General features: G+C 72.3%; 22 protein-coding genes. 8 read left to right on the top strand and 14 right to left on the bottom strand.

Features of this window, described 5'->3' with window-relative positions; all coding sequences use genetic code 11:
• Positions 1-51 precede the first annotated feature (51 nt).
• The gene (locus tag ER308_RS08340) at positions 52-381 is read left to right on the top strand and encodes a cupredoxin domain-containing protein (protein ID WP_165491915.1); all 330 of its coding nucleotides are present in this window, start codon (positions 52-54) and stop codon (positions 379-381) included.
• A gap of 174 nt (positions 382-555) precedes the next feature.
• A complete protein-coding gene (locus tag ER308_RS08345) occupies positions 556-1,758 on the top strand; it encodes a DUF418 domain-containing protein (RefSeq protein WP_131154555.1) in 1,203 nt (400 codons plus the stop codon).
• On the opposite strand, the gene ER308_RS08350 is transcribed toward ER308_RS08345, so the two are convergent.
• Positions 1,703-3,427 carry a gamma-glutamyltransferase gene (locus tag ER308_RS08350; protein ID WP_131154556.1) on the bottom strand — a complete coding sequence of 575 codons (1,725 nt, stop codon included), beginning with the start codon at positions 3,425-3,427 and terminating at the stop codon, positions 1,703-1,705. The two genes, ER308_RS08345 and ER308_RS08350, sit on opposite strands and share 56 nt — an antisense overlap.
• A 161-nt stretch (positions 3,428-3,588) precedes the next feature.
• Positions 3,589-4,554, bottom strand: a complete 966-nt coding sequence (locus tag ER308_RS08355; RefSeq protein WP_131154557.1) for a helix-turn-helix transcriptional regulator — start codon at positions 4,552-4,554, stop codon at positions 3,589-3,591.
• A 116-nt stretch (positions 4,555-4,670) separates the two neighbouring features.
• Here ER308_RS08355 and ER308_RS08360 point away from each other — a divergent pair, with 116 nt between their 5' ends.
• Both ER308_RS08360 and ER308_RS08365 read left to right on the top strand, forming a co-directional pair.
• A complete protein-coding gene (locus ER308_RS08360) occupies positions 4,671-5,549 on the top strand; it encodes a class I SAM-dependent methyltransferase (RefSeq protein ID WP_165491916.1) in 879 nt (292 codons plus the stop codon).
• 79 nt (positions 5,550-5,628) lie between these two features.
• A complete protein-coding gene (locus ER308_RS08365; protein WP_131154559.1) occupies positions 5,629-6,081 on the top strand; it encodes a VOC family protein in 453 nt (150 codons plus the stop codon).
• Positions 6,082-6,096: 15 nt separating this feature from the next.
• Here ER308_RS08365 and ER308_RS08370 read toward each other — a convergent pair whose 3' ends face one another.
• From ER308_RS08370 to ER308_RS08380, 3 genes are read right to left on the bottom strand one after another with little or no spacing between them, the layout of a single operon-like run.
• Positions 6,097-6,336, bottom strand: a complete 240-nt coding sequence (locus tag ER308_RS08370; RefSeq protein WP_131154560.1) for a helix-turn-helix transcriptional regulator — start codon at positions 6,334-6,336, stop codon at positions 6,097-6,099.
• 37 nt (positions 6,337-6,373) lie between these two features.
• Positions 6,374-7,225 carry an ABC transporter permease gene (locus ER308_RS08375; protein ID WP_131154561.1) on the bottom strand — a complete coding sequence of 284 codons (852 nt, stop codon included), beginning with the start codon at positions 7,223-7,225 and terminating at the stop codon, positions 6,374-6,376.
• A complete protein-coding gene (locus tag ER308_RS08380) occupies positions 7,222-8,211 on the bottom strand; it encodes an ABC transporter ATP-binding protein (protein ID WP_131154562.1) in 990 nt (329 codons plus the stop codon). Before ER308_RS08380 ends, ER308_RS08375 begins: the two co-directional genes overlap by 4 nt.
• Positions 8,212-8,451: 240 nt before the next feature.
• Between ER308_RS08380 and ER308_RS08385 the strand changes: the two genes are divergently transcribed.
• Positions 8,452-8,649 (top strand): hypothetical protein, encoded by a 198-nt coding sequence (locus ER308_RS08385; protein WP_131154563.1) that lies wholly within the window; start codon positions 8,452-8,454, stop codon positions 8,647-8,649.
• Positions 8,650-8,750: 101 nt separating this feature from the next.
• On the opposite strand, the gene ER308_RS08390 is transcribed toward ER308_RS08385, so the two are convergent.
• The 5 genes from ER308_RS08390 to ER308_RS08410 all read right to left on the bottom strand — a co-directional run bounded on the left by ER308_RS08390 (position 8,751) and on the right by ER308_RS08410 (position 12,851).
• Positions 8,751-9,356, bottom strand: a complete 606-nt coding sequence (locus ER308_RS08390) for an NADPH-dependent FMN reductase (protein ID WP_131154564.1) — start codon at positions 9,354-9,356, stop codon at positions 8,751-8,753.
• Positions 9,357-9,443: 87 nt separating this feature from the next.
• Entirely contained in the window at positions 9,444-9,782 is a 339-nt protein-coding gene (locus ER308_RS08395; RefSeq protein WP_131154565.1) for a hypothetical protein, read from the bottom strand.
• A gap of 6 nt (positions 9,783-9,788) precedes the next feature.
• A complete protein-coding gene (locus ER308_RS08400) occupies positions 9,789-10,271 on the bottom strand; it encodes a hypothetical protein (protein WP_131154566.1) in 483 nt (160 codons plus the stop codon).
• Between the two features lie 277 nt (positions 10,272-10,548).
• On the bottom strand, positions 10,549-11,241 hold the full coding sequence (locus ER308_RS08405) for a TetR family transcriptional regulator (protein ID WP_131154567.1): 693 nt from the start codon (positions 11,239-11,241) through the stop codon (positions 10,549-10,551).
• Positions 11,241-12,851: an amidase gene (locus ER308_RS08410; RefSeq protein ID WP_205745970.1), complete on the bottom strand. Its 1,611-nt coding sequence runs from the start codon at positions 12,849-12,851 to the stop codon at positions 11,241-11,243. Before ER308_RS08410 ends, ER308_RS08405 begins: the two co-directional genes overlap by 1 nt.
• A gap of 14 nt (positions 12,852-12,865) precedes the next feature.
• On the opposite strand from ER308_RS08410, the gene ER308_RS08415 reads away from it, so the two are divergent.
• Positions 12,866-13,525 carry a ribosomal RNA small subunit methyltransferase A gene (locus tag ER308_RS08415; protein ID WP_131154568.1) on the top strand — a complete coding sequence of 220 codons (660 nt, stop codon included), beginning with the start codon at positions 12,866-12,868 and terminating at the stop codon, positions 13,523-13,525.
• A gap of 102 nt (positions 13,526-13,627) precedes the next feature.
• On the opposite strand, the gene ER308_RS08420 is transcribed toward ER308_RS08415, so the two are convergent.
• Positions 13,628-14,041 carry a cupin domain-containing protein gene (locus tag ER308_RS08420; RefSeq protein WP_131154569.1) on the bottom strand — a complete coding sequence of 138 codons (414 nt, stop codon included), beginning with the start codon at positions 14,039-14,041 and terminating at the stop codon, positions 13,628-13,630.
• 31 nt (positions 14,042-14,072) lie between these two features.
• Complete coding sequence (locus ER308_RS08425) at positions 14,073-14,459, bottom strand: VOC family protein (RefSeq protein WP_131154570.1); 387 nt, start codon at positions 14,457-14,459, stop codon at positions 14,073-14,075.
• Positions 14,460-14,570: 111 nt separating this feature from the next.
• Here ER308_RS08425 and ER308_RS08430 point away from each other — a divergent pair, with 111 nt between their 5' ends.
• A complete protein-coding gene (locus tag ER308_RS08430) occupies positions 14,571-14,828 on the top strand; it encodes a DUF2277 domain-containing protein (protein ID WP_131154571.1) in 258 nt (85 codons plus the stop codon).
• A gap of 666 nt (positions 14,829-15,494) precedes the next feature.
• Positions 15,495-15,857 carry a cupin domain-containing protein gene (locus ER308_RS08435; RefSeq protein ID WP_205745971.1) on the top strand — a complete coding sequence of 121 codons (363 nt, stop codon included), beginning with the start codon at positions 15,495-15,497 and terminating at the stop codon, positions 15,855-15,857.
• A 100-nt stretch (positions 15,858-15,957) separates the two neighbouring features.
• Here the strand turns inward: ER308_RS08435 and ER308_RS08440 are convergent, their stop codons facing one another.
• Together ER308_RS08440 and ER308_RS08445 are read right to left on the bottom strand one after the other, a co-directional pair.
• Positions 15,958-16,719: an isocitrate lyase/PEP mutase family protein gene (locus ER308_RS08440; RefSeq protein WP_205745972.1), complete on the bottom strand. Its 762-nt coding sequence runs from the start codon at positions 16,717-16,719 to the stop codon at positions 15,958-15,960.
• Between the two features lie 118 nt (positions 16,720-16,837).
• Positions 16,838-17,077 (bottom strand): hypothetical protein, encoded by a 240-nt coding sequence (locus ER308_RS08445; protein WP_131154573.1) that lies wholly within the window; start codon positions 17,075-17,077, stop codon positions 16,838-16,840.
• Positions 17,078-17,125: the final 48 nt, after the last annotated feature.

Below are 17,125 nucleotides of genomic sequence, written 5' to 3' on the forward strand. Positions count from 1 at the left end.
GGAGGTACCGCCGTGCGACGTTCACGGTTCGCGATCCGTCTACTGGGCCCCGTGGCAGCAGTGGCCCTGCTGACCGCCTGCGACGAGGGCGACACCGACACCGCGGAGGAGCCGGACGCAGGGAACGACACCGTCGCCGCGACCGTGACGATGTCGGACGTCGCCTTCTCACCCGAGACCGTCGAGATCGCGCCCGGCGAGACCGTCGAGTTCGTGAACGAGGAGCAGATGGTCCACGACGTGGCGTTCGACGACGGGGAGGCCTCCGAGGACCTGGAGGAGGGCGACAGCTACACCCGCACCTTCGACGAGGAGGGCGAGTTCGCCTACGAGTGCACCTACCACCCCGGCATGGAGGGCACGGTGATCGTCGAGGACTAGCTGCGCGCCCCCAGGGGGGAGGCGCGCGCCCGCGACCTGGCCATCGGGTCATCGTGGCAGGCCCCGGGTGTGGGTAGATCATGGCACACGAAGGGCCGCACCGACCGAGTGGGCGAGGCGACCGATGGGCACGACCCCCGACTGCGCGACTCGTCGCCGCTGGCGGGGCCGAGCGTGAGCCTCGTTCCCGTACGCGCGACGGGCCCCGTCCTGACCCGGCCCCTCGGCGCGTCCTCCGGGGACTCGGCCCGCCTTCGAGGGATCGACGTCGCGCGCGCACTGGCGGTGCTGGGCATGTTGGCGGTGCACGTCGGCCCGACGAACGGCTCGGCTCTGGCGACACGGCTGTACGCGCTGCCGCACGGGCGGGCGTCGGTCCTGTTCGTCGTCCTCGCCGGTGTCGGGGTCGCTCTGCTGGCCCGGTCGCGGCGGACGTCGGGCGCGGTGGCCCGTCGGCGGCTCGCCTGGCGGGCGGCGTTGCTGCTGCCGGCCGGGCTGGCGCTGCAGCTCCTCGACCACGGCGCCTTCGTGATCCTGGCGGAGTACGCCGTGCTGTTCGCGCTGGCGATCCTGCTGCTCGACGCCAGCGACCGACAGTTGCTGGGGGCCGCCGGGGCTGTTGCGGCGCTCGGACCGGTGGCCTACTTCCTCGGCCAGTCAGTGGCGCCGGCGACGTTCGAGCGCAGCGGCCCGGTGCTCGCCGACGGGCCGGCAGCGATCGCACACGCGCTGCTGGCCACCGGCGCGTTCCCGTTGCTGGTGTGGGCCGCCCCGTTCATCTTCGGCATGTGGCTGGGACGCCGAGCGATCGGCGACCGCGCCGTGCAGCGACGGCTGCTGCTGGGCGGGCTCGCGGTGGGAATCGGCGCCTGGATGGTGTCGGTGATCCTCGTCGGGCTGATGGGAGAGCCCACGGGCTGGGGCGATCCGCGGATGCTGTTGGCGCGCGGGGCCCACAGCCAGATGCCGCTGTGGCTGTGGTCATCGACCGGTCTTGCGGTCGCGGTGCTCGGGGGATGCCTGCTCGCAGCGCGGGCGATCGACCGCGTGGCGTCGCCGCTGGTCGCGACCGGGCAGTTCGCGCTCACGATCTACGTGGGACACCTCGTCGCGCTGCACCTGGCCCCCACGCTGCTCACCAGCGACGAGGTGTCCGGCGCGCTCGCACTGCTCGGTGGCTTCGCCGCCGTGGCGGGGACGGTCGCGGTGCTCTGGCGCTCGGTCTGGCGCTACGGACCACTCGAATCGCTGTTGCACCTGCCGTGGCTCATCACACCACGAGCCGAGCCCGCGCCGCCCAACGAGCCGACGACGGCGGAGGTCAGGGGGAATCCGCACGCCAATCCGCCTCGCGACGCCCGTCGCGTGCTCCGCTGATCCCGTCCTCGCCGACTTCGAGGGCCTGCACCGACCCGAAGTACAACGCCGGCTGCTGATCGAACCCCTCGTAGCCACGCGCACCGAGGTCGTCACCGACCCCGCCCCCGAGCGGCTGCTCGACCTGCAACCGCGCACCCTCGAGGTGGTACCTCGGCGCGTCGATCGCCTCCTGGAGCGACTGCCCGTGCAGCGCCCAGCGCGCGAGCAGCTGCGTGAGGACGTTGGGGATCCGCTCCCCACCCGGCGTCCCGATCCCCAGAACCGGGTCGCCGTCCTCGTCGAGCACCATCGCCGGCAGGCTCCAGCTCACCGACCTGCGGCCCGGCTCGGGGTTGTTCGCGTCGCTCTGACCGATCGAGAAGCGGGCCAGTTGGTTGTTGACGAAATAGCCCGACGCGTACTGGGAGGAGCCCCAGAAGTTCGTCAGCGTGTTCGTCATCGACACGAGTTGCCCGTCGGGGCCGACCACGGTCACGTGCGTGGTGTTGGGGTCGACACCGCCGCGCGGCGAGCCAGGATCGATCGGGAGGAGACCATCGGCGGGGACGGTCTCGGCGATCGCCTCGTTGCGCCCGCGATCGGTGTGCACCTCGGTCGGCACATCGACGAAGTCGGGGTCCCCGAGATCCCATTCGATGTGCGACCGCGCCGCGCGCCACGCCATCGCCGTCGTGTGCATCGCGTCCGCGGACGCGGGATCGACGTCGGCCACGCCGGCCGCCTCCGCGATCTGCAGCTGCTGGATCAGCGTCGAGCCCGGCAGCGGAGGGGCGGCGCCGACGACCTCGTAGCCGCCGAACTCCCCCGACGGCGGCTCGGAGCGCTGAACTTCGTACGCGCCCAGGGACGCCAGGTCGATGCCCGCCACCGACCCGGCGAGCTGCTCGGCCAGCACGCCCTCGTAGAACGTGTCCGCGCCCTCGTCACGCAGCTGCCGCAGCGTGGACGCGAGCTCCTCCTGCACGAGGGGCTCGCCAGCCGCCAGCGCCTGCCCGCCCGGGTACAGATGGCCGAGCTCGCCGACCGGCAAGCGGCCGCTGGCGCCTTGCAGTTGGTCGGCCAGCAGGCCGCTCGTCTCGGCGCCCTCGGCCAGCTCCACGGCCGGGTCGAGCAGCTCCTCCCAGGACACCTCGCCGTACTCGTCGTGCAGCGCCTCCATGCCGGCGACGAACCCGGGGATGCCCGCCCCGCTCTCGGGTACCTGACCGTCCTGGGGGACGACCTCACGGTAGTCGTACGCCTGCGGTGATTCCCCGGGAGCGGCGACGAGGGTCTGACCCCCGCCCCCGATGCCGGAGGCGAACGGCTCCACCACCGAGACCGCGTAGGCCGCCGCGACCGCGGCGTCCACGGCGCTGCCCCCGGCCTCGAGCACCTCCATGCCGGCGTCGACCGCTCGCGGGTGGCCGGCGCTCACCGCGAACTCGCCCGGCCCCTGCTCCTCGGGCTCGTCGTCCTCCTCGTCGCGAGGGTCCTCGGGATGGTCGCCATCGGGCTCGTCCCCGTCCTCGGGATCGTCGGGGTCGTCAGCCTCCGCACCCGCGTCGCCTTCGTCGGGATCCTCGGCGGGCGGCTCCGGTTCCTCGTCCTCGACGGGGGCCTCCGGCTCGGCCTCCTCCTCGCCCGCATCGGGATCGCAGGCCAGCGCCGCCAACGCCAGCGCCACCACCAGCACGATCCCGCGCGTTGCGTGTCCTCGCGTCGATGGAGTCGAAGTCCCCAAGCGGCTCCCCCGGCGCACGAATGTCCGGCCTCGTGGCGGCCATGCTGCCCCCGGCCGGGTACGTCCGCAGGCGAGGCGACCCGGACCACCGGGCGGGGTCCTCCTCAACCCGACGGCGCCCCGTCCGAGCCGAATTCGGTCACCAGCCGGCGCCCGACGTCGGCCAGGACGGCACGCAACTCATCGGGCCGGAGGACCTCGAACGCGACCTGGAGGCCGAGCAGGTAGTGGGCGAGCCACTCGAGGTCGTCGGCTCCGATGTCAAGCAGGGAGGCATCGCCGTCGGCGGACAGCGTCCCGACGGTGGGCGGGACCTTGACCGCGACCTCGGACAGCGGCGCGTGCAGCCGCACGCGTGCGTGCCAGGGATACGGCGCGACGCTGATCGCGGTGGCCACGAGCGCGGCCGCATCGGGCAGGGGGCGGGGCTCGGCGGGCACCCCTTGCGGCTGCACGCTGCGGACCCGGTCGACGCGGAACGTCCTCCACGCATCCCGACCGCGGTCGAAGGCGACGAGGTACCAGCGGCCGCGCGCGCGGACGAGCCGGTACGGCTCGAGGTCGCGGCTCCCGGGGGTCCCGGCACGGTCCGTGTACGCGCATCGCACCCGCTCACGGGCCCGGCACGCGTGGGCGAGACCCACGAGCGTGGACGGCTCCACGTGCGCGTCGGAGCCGTGCTGGAGCAACTCCGTCGCCGTCTCCAGGGATCGCACCTGCTCGCGCAGCCGCGGCGGGAGGACCTGCTCGAGCTTCGCCAGGGCCGTCACGCCCGCCTCCTCCGCGCCCACGACACCGCTGCCCGCGCCGCCTCGCAGCGCGACCGCCGCGGCCACCGCTTCGTCGTCGGCGAGCGCCAGCGGGGGCACGGCCCGTCCCCCGGCGAGGCGGTAACCGCCGTGCTGTCCCGGTTCGGCGTCGACGACGTAGCCGAGGTCGCGCAACCGCGCGATGTCCCGACGCACCGTGCGGGGCGTCACGCCGAGTCGCTCGGCCAACGCATCGCTCGTCCAGGTCGGCTGCTGCTGCAGGAGGGCGAGCAGCTGCAGCACGCGCGCCAGCGTGTCCATACCGGGATCCTCGCATGTTCACGGACGAATTCGGTCCGCGTCGTCCGCCGTCGCGCCGCACCCGGCTACGCTCCGACCTCCCGACGAGTCTGACCTCCCCGACGAAACGGAGCGTGATGGGCGCGACCGAGAGCTCGAGCAACGTGGCGGCCGCCCTTCTCGCGGTGGCGGACGGGGACCTGCCCGCCGCGATCCGCACGACCCGGGCCGCTGCCGACCGTTGTCCACGCAGCGCTCTCGCACCGGCCCTGCTGGCCTACCTCCAGAGGGCGGCCTCGCACGGTGTCTACGACGAGCCGAGCGCGTTCGAGGGATTCATCGACGGGGGCAGCAACCCGCATCTCTACGATCGGGCCATCGCGGCGGTCGCCGCACACCACCGCGAGGTCCGGCCGTCGAGCGTGCTCGACATCGGCTGCGGCGACGGTCGCGTGACCGCCGCGGTGGCCGTGCCGGAGACCCGCCGCGTCGACCTGGTCGAGCCGTCACCCCCGCTCCTCGAGCATGCCCGCGAACGCCTGGCCCACGTCGAGGCACCGGCGACAGCACACGAACAGCACGTCGAGACCTTCCTTCAGGGGGACGGGCGACAGCGCCGCTGGGATCTCGCGCAGGCCACGTTCGCCCTGCACACCCTCGACCCGGCGACCCGGGCCACTGTCCTGGCGGCCCTCGCCGAACGGGTCGGCCGGCTGCTGATCGTGGAGTTCGACGTCCCCGACTTCGAGGACGGCTCCGTGGAGCACGCCGCCTACGCCGCCGCCCGCTTCGAGTCGGGCGTGGCCGAGTACCGGGACCACCCCGAGGTCGTCGACGGATTCCTGATGCCCGTGCTGGTCGGTCAGTTCGACCCCGAGCGGACCCGCCACACCCACGAGCAGGCGGCCGTGGAATGGGAGGCCCAGCTGCGCGCGAACGGCTTCCGACACCTCACGGTCACGCGGCTGACCGAGTTCTGGTGGGCGCCGGCGGTCCTGCTCACCGCCGAGCCCTGACCGCAATCCGGACCGAGTTCGTCCGGGTGGGAGTCCATCGTGGCGCGCGACACGGCGAACCGTCGCAGGAGGCCCGCCCATGAGCCCGATCGGCTACCAGGTGACCATCGACGCCCGGGATCCACACGAGCAGGCCCGCTTCTGGTCCCAGGCCCTGGGGTTCGTGGTGGAGGACTACGACGCCTTCATCCGCGACCTCCTGGACCAGGGGCACGTCACCGACGACGACGTGACGGAGGTCGACGGACGCCTCGCCTTCCGGGCGGCCACGGCGATCCGCCATCCCGACGACTTCGGACTGGGCGGCCTGCAGGATCCGGCCCCGCGCCGCCTGCTCTTTCAGGCGGTGCCCGAGTCCAAGGCCGGCAAGAACCGCGTGCACCTGGACCTGAACGTCGGGCGCGAGCGCATCGACGAGGAGGTCACACGGCTCTGCGCACTCGGAGCCACCGAGCAGTACCGCGTCGACGAACCGGGGTCGGTACACACCACCATGGCCGACCCCGAGGGCAACGAGTTCTGCGTGCAGTGAGCGGCACCCGACTGGTCAAGCGGAGCGTTCGACGTCGCTGATCCGCGGGAACGGCTCGATCGAGAACACCACCTCGACCGGCAGCTCGAAGAAGGCCGCGATCCGCAGCGCGAGATGCAGGCTCGGGCTGTACTCCCCGCGCTCGAGGTAGCCGACGGTCTGGTAGTGGACGCCCAGCGCGTCCGCGAGCTCCCGGCGGCTCACGCCCTGTTCGGCGCGGAGCTGGGCGATCCGGTTGTGGACCCTCTCGCTCACGTCCGCCTCCGTGCCTCGTCGTTCGGGCGTGACCCGGTCACCTGACCCACTGCACCGCGGCGTCGCGGGCGGCCTCCACCTGTGAGCCCGATTGACGGCGTGCCATGCGGCGCACGACGTACGTGGCCGCGACGGAGCTGACGACGGCCCAGGCGACCAGCACCACCACGGTCAGCCCGGTCCGCCAGCTGCCCCCGATCTCGCCGGCGGCCGCAGCGTCCGGCAGGAAGGCCGAGCGCATCCCCAGGGCGATCCAGTACATCGGGAAGGCCTGCGCCACCCCCTGCACCCACCCCCACAGCTCCTGGACGGGGTAGAAGACGCCCGAGATCATGGCCAGCACGACGACGGGCAGCATCCCCCACGTCCCCACCTTCTGGGCGTTGGGCACCAACGAGCCGATGATGATGCCGAGCGGCAGCATCGCGAGCATGCCGAGCACCAGCACCCACACGGCGGTGAGCACACCGGTCCACCCGCCGTGGAACAGCCCGTCGAACAGCACGGCGCTCGGGATGAGCACCACGGCGAGCAGCGGGAGGACGCTGGCCATCTGGAACAGCAGCTGGCCACTGATGTAGCCGACGATGCCGCGCGGAGCCGCCTTCAGGCGCAGTAGCGTGCCATCCTCGCGCTCCATCGCCAGGGCGTACGCGGGCCCGATGACCACGCCGAAGGCGATGAGGCCGCCGAGGATGCTCGGCATCGCGACCGTCGGGAGCATGAGTCCCTCGCCGACCTCGTTGTCGCGGTTGAACCACAGGAACGTGAGGGTCCCGATCGCGACGAAGAGGTAGAAGCCCTGGTCCTGCGGGCTGCGCAGGCTCAGCAGGAATTCGGTCCATCCGCGCCGCAGGCCGACCCCGATCGCGTCCAACGTGCGGTTCATCGCCCGACCTCCTCGCCGTCGGCGCCGGCAGCCCCCGCGAAGCGGACCGCGGCGAGGTCCCCGCGCCCCGTCTCGTGCTGCTGGACCATCGCGATGTAGGTATCCTCGAGACTCGCTCGCTGCACCTCGAGTTCGGTGAGCTCGTCACCGTGCTGGGCGAGGAGCTCGCGCACGAACGCGATCGGCTCCTCGGTCGCGTGCACGAACCGCTGCCCGTCGAGGTTCCAGCGGACCTCGGCCTCGGTCGCCACCTGCCGGGCGAGCTCGTCGGCCGTGCCATCGGCCACGACCTGCCCGCCGGCGAGGATCAGGATCCGGTCCGCGAGCTTCTCCGCCTCGTCGAGGTCATGGGTCGTGAGCAGGATCGTGGTGTCCTCGAGGTCGGTGAGGCGGTGGATCAGGTCGTGGAACTCGCGGCGCGCGTGCGGGTCGAACCCCGCGGTCGGCTCGTCGAGGAACAGCAACTCGGGTCGGCCGACGATGCCCGCCGCCACGTCGAGCCGGCGCCGCTGACCACCCGACAGCAGGCGGATCTTCTGGTCGGCCTGCTCCCCGAGTCCCACCATCTCGATCAGCTCGTCGGCCGGATACGGGCGCACCCGCTCCTGAGTGGAGTAGGGCTCGAAGAACCGGCCCAGGTGCGCGAGCAGTTGCCGGGGCGTCCAGCGCGCGTGGTCGCGCCACGACTGCAGGACCACACCGACCCGCGCCCGCCAGTCCTCGTCGGCGCTCGCCGGGTCCTCGCCCAGGATGAGCACATCGCCCGCGGACCGGCGACGGAACCCCTCCAGGATCTCGATGGTGGTCGTCTTCCCGGCCCCGTTCGGGCCGAGCAGGGTCACGACCTCGCCGCGCCGCACCTCGAAGTCGACGCCGGTGAGGACGTCGACGTCCCCGTAGCGCATCCGCAGGCCGCGGACCCTGACCGGCGGCCCGGTGGTGTCCACGGCGAGGCCGTTCGGCTCGGCATGATCGGCGGTTCGCATTCTGACTGTCCCCTCCCGTCGCAGCAGCCGAGGATAGTACTTGTGCTGCATGGGCAGCACAAGCACTAATCCATCCCGGGCGCCCCCGAGGGCTACGCTGGCCGTCGTCCCTTCACCCGAGTCGGGAACGGCCCATTGGACATCCACCTCACGCCGGACGCCTCCGAGCTCATCCGCCGCCGCGGGGGCACGGCCGCGCTCAACTTCATCCGCGCCGTCGGGTGAGGCGGCCAGCCCGAGGTGTCGGTCGACACCTACCTCAAAGGCAAGAACACCAGCGCGTACGCCCAAGCCGCGCACGGTGACGTCGAGGTCCTGGTCGCACCGTCGATGGCGCGCTGGTCGAACCGCATCACGATCGACATCAAGCGAGGCCTGCTCGGCCGCCGCTTCGACGTCGCCGTCGAGCACCAGCACGGACCGGCCTGCCAGCACTGAGGAACCTCACCGCCTGCGATGCTCCGACGCGAGGCCGCGCAGCGCCCGACGAGCAGCGGAGGCCGATCGTCGCGGACGCCGGCTCGTCGGCCCGACGGGGATCAGGCGTTGTAGGGATGCGCGCGCCGTGCCTCCCGCAAGGCGTGCGCCCACCACGCCAGCTGATCGAGGCAGACCTTCGCCGCCGCCTCGCAGCCGGGCAGCGTCGGGTGACCGCGCCGGTCGACGTGCTCCAGATTGACGCTGACCGCGTCACGCGTCGTGACCGCGTGGAGCTCGCCGAACACCTGCCGCAGTTGCTCGACGGCCCGGATCCCCTCCGCACGGCCACCGTAGGAGACGAAGCCGACGGGCTTCGCGTTCCATTCGCTGTAGAACCAGTCGATCGCGTTCTTGAGCGCCGCCGGGAAGCTGTGGTTGTACTCGGGCACGACGATCACGAAGCCGTCGGCGGCGTCGAGGCGCCTTCCGACCGCCTCGACCGACGCGGGCACGTCCTCGGAATCGGGCAGGACCACCGGCAGATCGGCCTCGGCGAGGTCGAGGAGGTCGAACTCCAGGTCGTCACGCCCCTCGCCTTGCCGCAGGAACCATTCGGCGATGGGCTCCCCGGCTCGGCCCTCACGAGTGCTGCCGAGGATGACGACCACGCGCAACGGATCGGTGACGCCGGTGGTGCGGTCGGGGTGGGTACTGACGGCGGTCATGGGCTCCTCCTGTGGTGACGGGAACAACGTCACCACAGGAGGCGCGAGACCGGGTATCGCATCGCGAGATCGGGACGGGACCCGCGCTCAGAGCTTCCATTCGGTGCGCCGGGCCGGCTGGTAGCGACACGCCACGCCGGTCGAGACCGAGGCCCGGAGGTGCTCGGCGAGCTCCGGGTGCACGCCCTCGAGACGTCGCAGCGAGTCACGGATGCGCGCTGACACGGTCTTGCGGGCGCGCTCGGCGTCCTCGCCGAGCCGCCGAGCGTGCCCCCCGAGGCCGGTGGACGTGCGCAGCTCCTCGAGCAACGCGGCACGCTCCTCGTCGAGGGCGGCGGCACTTTCGTCCTCCTCTCGACGAGTGGCGCAGTCGATCTCGTTTCTCGCCTTGCGGGGTGGGAACTCGCACACCACTGGCCGGGCCACCAGCGATCACGCACGCGTTCGGGGGCCGGAGGTCGGATCGGGCGGGCATGTGCAGGCACGACGGGAGACCGGTGCGAGGTCTCGCTCGCGCGTACGAACGGTCCATGCCAAGAGTGCCGTCGCGGCGGCCGCCCCCACTGCGAGCAGCCCCCACGAGAGCGCCCGCTCGAGGGGTGGGAGCGCGCCGGGCGGATCGACCACGTGGTAGGCAAGGTGCGGCAGCGCGTGGGCCAGGTAGGCGACGAGGGAGACCAGACGCGCCCACCAGTGCGGCCACGCCGCGGCCACGGCAAGCGCAAGGCCCGTCGCCAGGAAGCCCGCGCCCGCGTCGACCACGAGATGGTGGTTGAACGGCCCGTCGGGGGCCACCCAAGCGCTTCCGAAACCGGGGAAGTCCGCATAGAAGCTGGCCGGCGCCGCCAGCGCCCAGACGCCCGTGTACAGCTGGGCCGCGGCCAGGACGGCCAGGCAGAGCCGCGTCAATCGCATGTGCTGACCCTCCTCGTTGGGTTCGTCCCCCTCATGACGAGGACGGCGCTCTCGCTGTGACACGGGCCGCGCTCGGTCGGACGGGCTGCACTCAGGCGTTGACGTCAGTCCTGCGCGAGATCTCGCGTCGCGGTGACGTAGACCGGCTGACGCAACGGGACGGTGGGCTGCACTCCATCGTTGATGTCAGTCCGGCGCGAGATCTCGCACAACAGTGACGCACACCGGCTGACGCAACGGACGACGGCTTCGGCCGCGCGATGACCACACGGGGGTCTCAGCGCTTCCCCGCGGCCTTGGCCCCACCGTCCTCCCGCTGGAGGTGGTCCCCACCCTCCCGCGGGGATGGCCCACCGGCCCGTTGGGCGAGGATCCACTCGTGCAGCCCACCGAGGCCCGGGAGCTGGTAGCTCCAGAAGCCCTGGACCGCCCGGCGCACCTGCACCGGATTCTCGACCTCGGACAGCAGAGCCACGATCGCGCGGCGGGTGTTGTCGAAGACGACCTCCAGCAGCTGTCGCTCCAGTGGGCCCGGTTCGGCCCCATCCGCCCGCAGGCGATCGATCGCGAGGCCCACGAGCCGCTCGACGAACCGCTCCCCGTACCCCTCGAACCGCGTCCCGCCGGCACGATCCAGCAGGATCACGACCTCGAGGCGGTGGGCGATCCAGAAGGCCAGCAACTGCTCAGCTTCCGGGCCGGGCGTCCCCCCCTCATCCGTCGGCAGCAACAGGGCACTCACACGCTGCTCGATCAGCGCATCGTGCTGTCGTGCGACCTCCTCGGGGACCACCGTCTCGAAGAGCTCGCGCTTGCCGTCGGGGTAGTAGCGGTAGAGGTTGGCGGGTGCCATGTCCGCCGCGGCGGCGATCGACGCCATCGACGTGTGTCCGAAACCGGTGGAGGCGAAGCACCGCAGCGCAGCGCTCTGGATGCGCGCGTCGACCTCGGGTTTGCGGACCTGCGGCATCAGCGGTCACCCGACCCGTTGGCCGGCCGACGGTCACGCCACGGCCGGGCCGTCTCCAGCTGGTACGCCAGTCGCAACAGCAGCGCATCGTCGCCGGGCCGAGCCGCGACGTGGACGCCGATCGGCAGGCCGTCCGGCGACCAGGACAAGGGCACCGACATGGCCGGGCAGCCCGCGATGTTGTGAATCGGGGTGTAGCCCACCGCCCGTTCGGTCCGCGCGACCAGGGTCTCGTAGGGCAATGTCGGCGCCAGGTAGCCCACCGGCCACGGGGGGATCGCCATCGTCGGCGTCACGACGACGTCGGCGTCGTCGAAGACCGAGCGGTACGCCGAGCCCGCCTCGCCGAGCACTCGGTCCGCCCAGTCCGAGGCGTCGGCCGGCAGACCCCGGTACCGGTCGAGCAGCTCCAGCGTGAAGGGCTCGAGCTCGTCGGAGCCGACCTCGCGTCCCAGCATCGGCGCCATCATCGTCGCGACCTGGTCGACCGACTGGCCGGCCAGGGTGAAGAACGCGTCGCTCGCCGCGCGACCGTCGATCGCCGGCGGCGTGGTCTCCTCCACCCGGTGCCCGAGCGCGACCAGCAGCGCGATGGCCGAATCCAGCGCCTCGGCCACCTCCCGAGCAGGCTGGTGGCCGCCGAGCGTGACGCGCCAGGTGGCCACGCGCAGGGACCGATCGAGCGCCGCGTCCACGAAGCCGATCGGATCGTACGGTGCGGTCTCGTCGGTGCGCTCGGTCAGCGCGAGGAGCATGGCGCTGTCGCGCACCGACCGGCTGACGGCGTGTTCCACGACGAGGCGTCCGAGCCCCCCAGCCGCCGGCATCGCCGGCTGGCAGCGCCCGTTGCTCGGCATGAACCCGAACACGCCACACGCCGAGGCCGGGACACGGATCGATCCGCCGCCGTCGGAGGCGTGGGCGAGCGGCAGGAGCCCGGCGGCCACGGCCGCGGCCGCTCCGCCGGACGACCCCGCTGCCGAGACGCCCTCCTTCCACGGGTTTGCCGTGACCCCTTCGAGCAGCGTCTCGGTGCTGCCGAGCAGCGCCAACTCCGAGGTCGCGGTCTTGCCGAGGGTGACCAGACCGGCTTCGTCGACGGCGCGGCTGTGGGGCGTGTGCTCGTGTCCCCGGTTCGCGGCGAACAGGCGGGAGCCCATCGCCCAGCGCATCCCCGGGTAGCTCGCGATGTCCTTGACCGCGAACGGCACCCCGTCCAGCGGTCCCTCGCGCTGGCCCTCGGTCCCGCCCAGGGCTGCCTCGGGATCGATGTCGACGAAGGCGGCCAGATCAGGGTTCGCCGCTTCGATACGCGATGCGAACGTGCGCGTCACCTCCGCGCGGTCGAGTTCACCGCGCCGAACCAGATCGGCGATGGCGAGCGCGTCCAGGCGGCGGAGGTCGTCGGGTGTCAGTGAAGTGGGCATCGCGGGTCCTCGCTCTCGACGAATAGTGAATAGAGTGTTCACTATTCTCTGGTGCCCGGCAACCCCGGCTGAGCACGACGACGACGTGGCGGTGCTCTCGGCTCGAGCAGCACGGCGACCCGCCTCGGGGTAGCCTGCACGGACCCGACGCGAGCGAACGGAGGGCGCGATGGCGGCGATCATGACGGTGCGGTTCCGTGGGCGGGCGCAAGCGGCACACCAGCCGGGACGCACGTCGACGCACCCACGGCCAGAGCTTTCTCGTTCGGCAGTCGGTCGTCCGGGAGTTCCTCGCTCGGGCTGAGCTCGCGCCCGGCGAGCGGGTCGTCGAGTTCGGCGCCGGGACAGGCGCGCTGACGGTCCCGCTCGCGACCACTGGTGCCCGGGTCATCGCTGTCGAACGGGACCCGGCGTGGGCACGGCAACTCCGCGAGCGCGTTCGGGCGGAAGGCCTCCACGATCGGGTCGAGGTCGTCCGTGCGGATCTGCGCGCGTACGCGTTGCCGCGGTCTCCCTACCGGGTGGTGAGCAGCCCGCCGTTCGCGTTGACCACCGACCTGATGCGCCGGCTGTGCGACGACCCCGACCGCGGACCGGAACGCGCCGACCTGCTGGTCCAGCACGAGGTGGCGGTCAAGCGCGCCGCCGAGCCGCCCGCCACGCTGCAGTCGTCGGCCTGGGCCCCCTGGTGGACCTTCGAGCTCGGCCCCGTCGTCCCCCGGCAGGCCTTCCGCCCCGTGCCGCGCGTCGACGGGGCCTGGCTGACCGTGCGCAAGCGCGAGCCCCCGGTGCTGCCCACCCGGTTGGCACCCGGCTTTCGCGAAGTCTTGCGTCCCGCGTGGGAGACCGGGCGTTGAGCCATCACGCGACCGGGTCCTCCAGCTCCACGTGATGGTCGTGCCTCCAGGGCCAGCGAGCGATCGGTCACCATCCAGCGAGGGCGTCGCGGGAGGAGGGAATCACCGACGGCCCGGCGCGCGAAGGAGCTCGAGCGCGGCCCGCTGACGCCGGATCGACTCGATGACGTCGAGCAACCTTGACGCGGGACGGTCGCGGCGGCGTCGGACCGCGACCAGCCTCGTGGGCACGTGACCCGGATTGCGCACCGCCCGCAGCGGCAGCCACCCGAGCACCAGCAGGTCGTCGGCCCGGAACGTCCTCCGGCCGCCGGCTTCGCAGTCCACCTCGAGGCGCCCCCGCTCGACCACCACGAGCGACCCTCCCCAGTCGGCGGCCTCCGTTGGCTGCTCGGCCCCGGGCCCGAGAACGACCCACCACCGCTCGAACATCCCCGGCAGGTCGACACGTGTGACCAGCCCGACCACGTCGACGAGGTCGGCGTCGTCGTGCCCTGTCGTCGGGGGATCATCCATCGTTCACGCCCAGTCCGGGAACACGGGACCCTCAGCCCTGCGCCATGCCCGCCCGGTGCGCCTCGGACAGCTGGATGATCTGCACGTAGTTGCCATCCGGGTCGATGGCCGTCGCGAAGAGGCTGCCCTCGCGATCCTCGAGCGCGGCCAGCCACTGCACCCCCGCGTCCTCCATGCGGGCGACGATCGCGCGAGCGTCGGCGACGTCGAAGTTGAGGATGATGCGACCCGGGTCGACCGTGGGGCCCGCCACGTCGTCGCGGCGGTCGATCAGCACGTGCACGTCGCCGAAGCGCAGGATGCGGTACCCGTCGACGCGCGAGTCCTCGGCGGGGTCGAGCGTGCCCGCGTACCAGTCGCCGAGCCGATCGGGTTCGGGGCTGGCGAGCAGGAGGCTGTCGAGGGCGGGGCGGGTCATGATCGTCTCCTTGGCCGGTCGCCCCCCACTGGGGCGCTACTGGTGCAGACCCCGTTCGCGCCGCCGACTCATCGGTCGTGCGGACGCGCGTCGAGCGGCTATCTTCAGTGCATGTGCCGCAACATCCAGCAGCTACGAGGCGCGGATCCGCCGGCCACCGACGCGGAGGTGCGCGACGCCGCGCTGCAGTACGTCCGCAAGGTCAGCGGTTACCGCTCGCCGTCCTCGGCCAACCAGGAGGCCTTCGACACCGCGGTCGACGAGGTCGCGGCAGCCACGCGAAGACTCCTCGACGGCCTGGTCGTCACCCAGAACTCGCGGCCGGCTACGCCGGTCCAGCGTGGGATCCGTGAGGCGCGTCAGGGCTGAGCCACCGTGACGCCGGACCGTCGGTCACGAGCGCGCGCTCGGGCTCGCCACCGACGCCTTGACCGGCCAGCGCGCGCCAACCGGTGAGGGCGGGGCGCCCACCGATCAGAGCGGGCGCCGACCGATGAGCCGCGCGCACCTGCATCGTCTCCTCTTGCCAGTCGACTCGGCCATTGGTGACGGAGGCGACACGGCGGTGGGGCTGCCGGCAGTGAGGGACGACTGGGGCGGCTCCGCGGACCGGAACTGACCCCGACGTGCCTAGTCTGCGTGCACCGAGCACCGCACGACCCATCACACACCCGGCCCCGGCGAGGAGCGACATGGAACCGCCACCGAACCCGCACCCGGGCTCTACGCTCGACGACCCGAGCCCGCCGCCCCCGCATGGCCCCGGCCTCCGCTCGGGCGAACCCCGGCAGAGGCCGGTGCGGCTGCCCGCGGCGCGCCGAACCGCGGCCCGAGTGCTGCGGCGTCTCGCCCGGCGTATCGCCCCCGGACCGGCCCAGCCCACCGATGGCGGGTGCGGCAAGCCGGCGTGATCGATCGCGCCACGCGCCGCCAACGCCATCAGGCCGCGCACGCCGCGCGCCGCCAACGCCATCACGCCGACCACACCCCAGCGGCGGATGGGTCACACCGACCACGGACGGAAAGGGGATGCCGATGGAGGAGCCTCGGTCGCTCGAGGAGTGCTTCGCGTCCTTCGACGAGCGGTGGCAACCGCGGATCGTCACCCGGGTGAACGACTACGACGTCAAGATCGCCCATGTCGAGGGCGAGTACGTCGAGCACGTGCACGACGACACCGACGAGTACTTCCACGTCCTCGCCGGGGAGCTCACGCTGACGCTGCCGGGGGAGGGCCGCTCGGTCGTCATCGCTGCCGGTGAGGTGTTCACCGTGCCACGCGGTGTGTCACATCAGCCTTCGGCGGCACCTGGGACGCGGATCCTGATGTTCGAGCCGCGCGGAACCCTCAACGACGGCGATCTTGGGGGCGGCACCGCGGGCGAGGCCGTGTCCTGACGCTCGCGCCATCCCGCCTGGGCGGGCTCGTGTGCACACGTGCACACGAGCCCGCCCAGATCCAGGTCGCACCCGTGACCGGGCCCGCGCGCGGGCGCCGTCACGGTTCGGTGGTCGCCCGCTCCGGCGGGCCCTGGCCGGCTGACAGCTCCCCGGCCACCGAGCAAGCCGCGTCGTAGGCGATCCTCGCGAGGCGCCCACCGGTGCTGGCCCGCCGCACGCCGAGCCCGGCGAGCTCGGCTGGATCGGGGCCGTCCGGCAACAGGAGCACGTTGACGGGAGCTCTGGTCGCGGTGACGACGGTGCGGATCCGCTCCGGGTCGGTCAGCCCCGGGGCATAGGCGACGTCCGCTCCCGCGCGGCGGTAGGTGTCGAGGCGATGCACTGTGTCATCGAAGTCGTCGATCCCGTACAGGTGGTTCTCCGCCCGCGCCGTCAGGACGAGCCCGTGCGCACGAGCGGTCGTCGCTGCGGCCTCCACCCGTTCGGCGGCCGGTTCCAACGGGTCGATCGCCCCGGTCGCGGGGTCGTAGTCCTCGATCGACAGCCCCGCGACCCCTGCGGCGGCCAGGGTCGCCACGTTGGCCGCCACTCCGGCGGCCGTGGTCGCGAACAACCGCTCGGAGTCCACGCTCACCGGAACGTCGACCGCCGCGACGAGACTCGCGGCGTGCGCACACAGCTCGTCGAATCCGACCTGCTGATCGTCGCGGCCGAGGGACATCGCGTGGCCCGAGCTGGTCGTTGCGAGGGCCGGAAAGCCCATGGCCGCGAAACGGACGGCACTGCCCACGTCCCAAGCATTGGGCATGATGAAGAAATCGCCGGAATGCAGATCGTGGAACCGTTGGCGTGCGGGCACGGCGTCGTCTCCTCAGCGGGTTCGATGGGAGATCATCGCACACGAAACCTGCCTCATCCCGGCTGAGCGTGGACCGACACCGAGCGTGGGCGGCTGACCGAGGGGCGCTCGGCGAGGCCTAGGTAGGCCGCCTCGCATCCGGCGACGCAGGGTCGACCGTCGGCGCGTCGAGTCGAGCGGCCAGGCGCTCGAGGCCGGCCGCGACCCGCGCCCGCGCCATGGCCACGCGGGTGGGACGAGCGCCGGCGGAGTACCGCGCCCGCTGCCGCGCTCGGGACACCTGCCGCTCCCGCTCGGCGATTCGGCGCAACTCGCGCGCGCGGTACTCCATCAGGTCGTAAGTGTCGATGGGTCCCACGGGGTTGCCTTTCCTCCCTGGCCGGAGTGCGACGGTACGGGCGGACCC

It is taken from the genome of Egibacter rhizosphaerae, from assembly GCF_004322855.1.
Taxonomy (GTDB): Bacteria; Actinomycetota; Nitriliruptoria; order Euzebyales; family Egibacteraceae; genus Egibacter; species Egibacter rhizosphaerae.

Coding starts and splice junctions, on each gene's coding strand:
- ER308_RS08355 (WP_131154557.1), bottom strand. CDS start 4,554: ATGGACACGCTGGCGCGCGTGCTGCAGCTGCTCGCCCTCCTGCAGCAG.
- ER308_RS08365 (WP_131154559.1), top strand. CDS start 5,629: ATGAGCCCGATCGGCTACCAGGTGACCATCGACGCCCGGGATCCACAC.
- ER308_RS08375 (WP_131154561.1), bottom strand. CDS start 7,225: ATGAACCGCACGTTGGACGCGATCGGGGTCGGCCTGCGGCGCGGATGG.
- ER308_RS08410 (WP_205745970.1), bottom strand. CDS start 12,851: ATGATCGCCGCCATCGCGCCCTCCGTTCGCTCGCGTCGGGTCCGTGCA.
- ER308_RS08405 (WP_131154567.1), bottom strand. CDS start 11,241: ATGCCGCAGGTCCGCAAACCCGAGGTCGACGCGCGCATCCAGAGCGCT.
- ER308_RS08390 (WP_131154564.1), bottom strand. CDS start 9,356: ATGACCGCCGTCAGTACCCACCCCGACCGCACCACCGGCGTCACCGAT.
- ER308_RS08360 (WP_165491916.1), top strand. CDS start 4,671: ATGGGCGCGACCGAGAGCTCGAGCAACGTGGCGGCCGCCCTTCTCGCG.
- ER308_RS08435 (WP_205745971.1), top strand. CDS start 15,495: ATGGAGGAGCCTCGGTCGCTCGAGGAGTGCTTCGCGTCCTTCGACGAG.
- ER308_RS08425 (WP_131154570.1), bottom strand. CDS start 14,459: ATGACCCGCCCCGCCCTCGACAGCCTCCTGCTCGCCAGCCCCGAACCC.
- ER308_RS08430 (WP_131154571.1), top strand. CDS start 14,571: ATGTGCCGCAACATCCAGCAGCTACGAGGCGCGGATCCGCCGGCCACC.
- ER308_RS08400 (WP_131154566.1), bottom strand. CDS start 10,271: ATGCGATTGACGCGGCTCTGCCTGGCCGTCCTGGCCGCGGCCCAGCTG.
- ER308_RS08380 (WP_131154562.1), bottom strand. CDS start 8,211: ATGCGAACCGCCGATCATGCCGAGCCGAACGGCCTCGCCGTGGACACC.
- ER308_RS08420 (WP_131154569.1), bottom strand. CDS start 14,041: ATGGATGATCCCCCGACGACAGGGCACGACGACGCCGACCTCGTCGAC.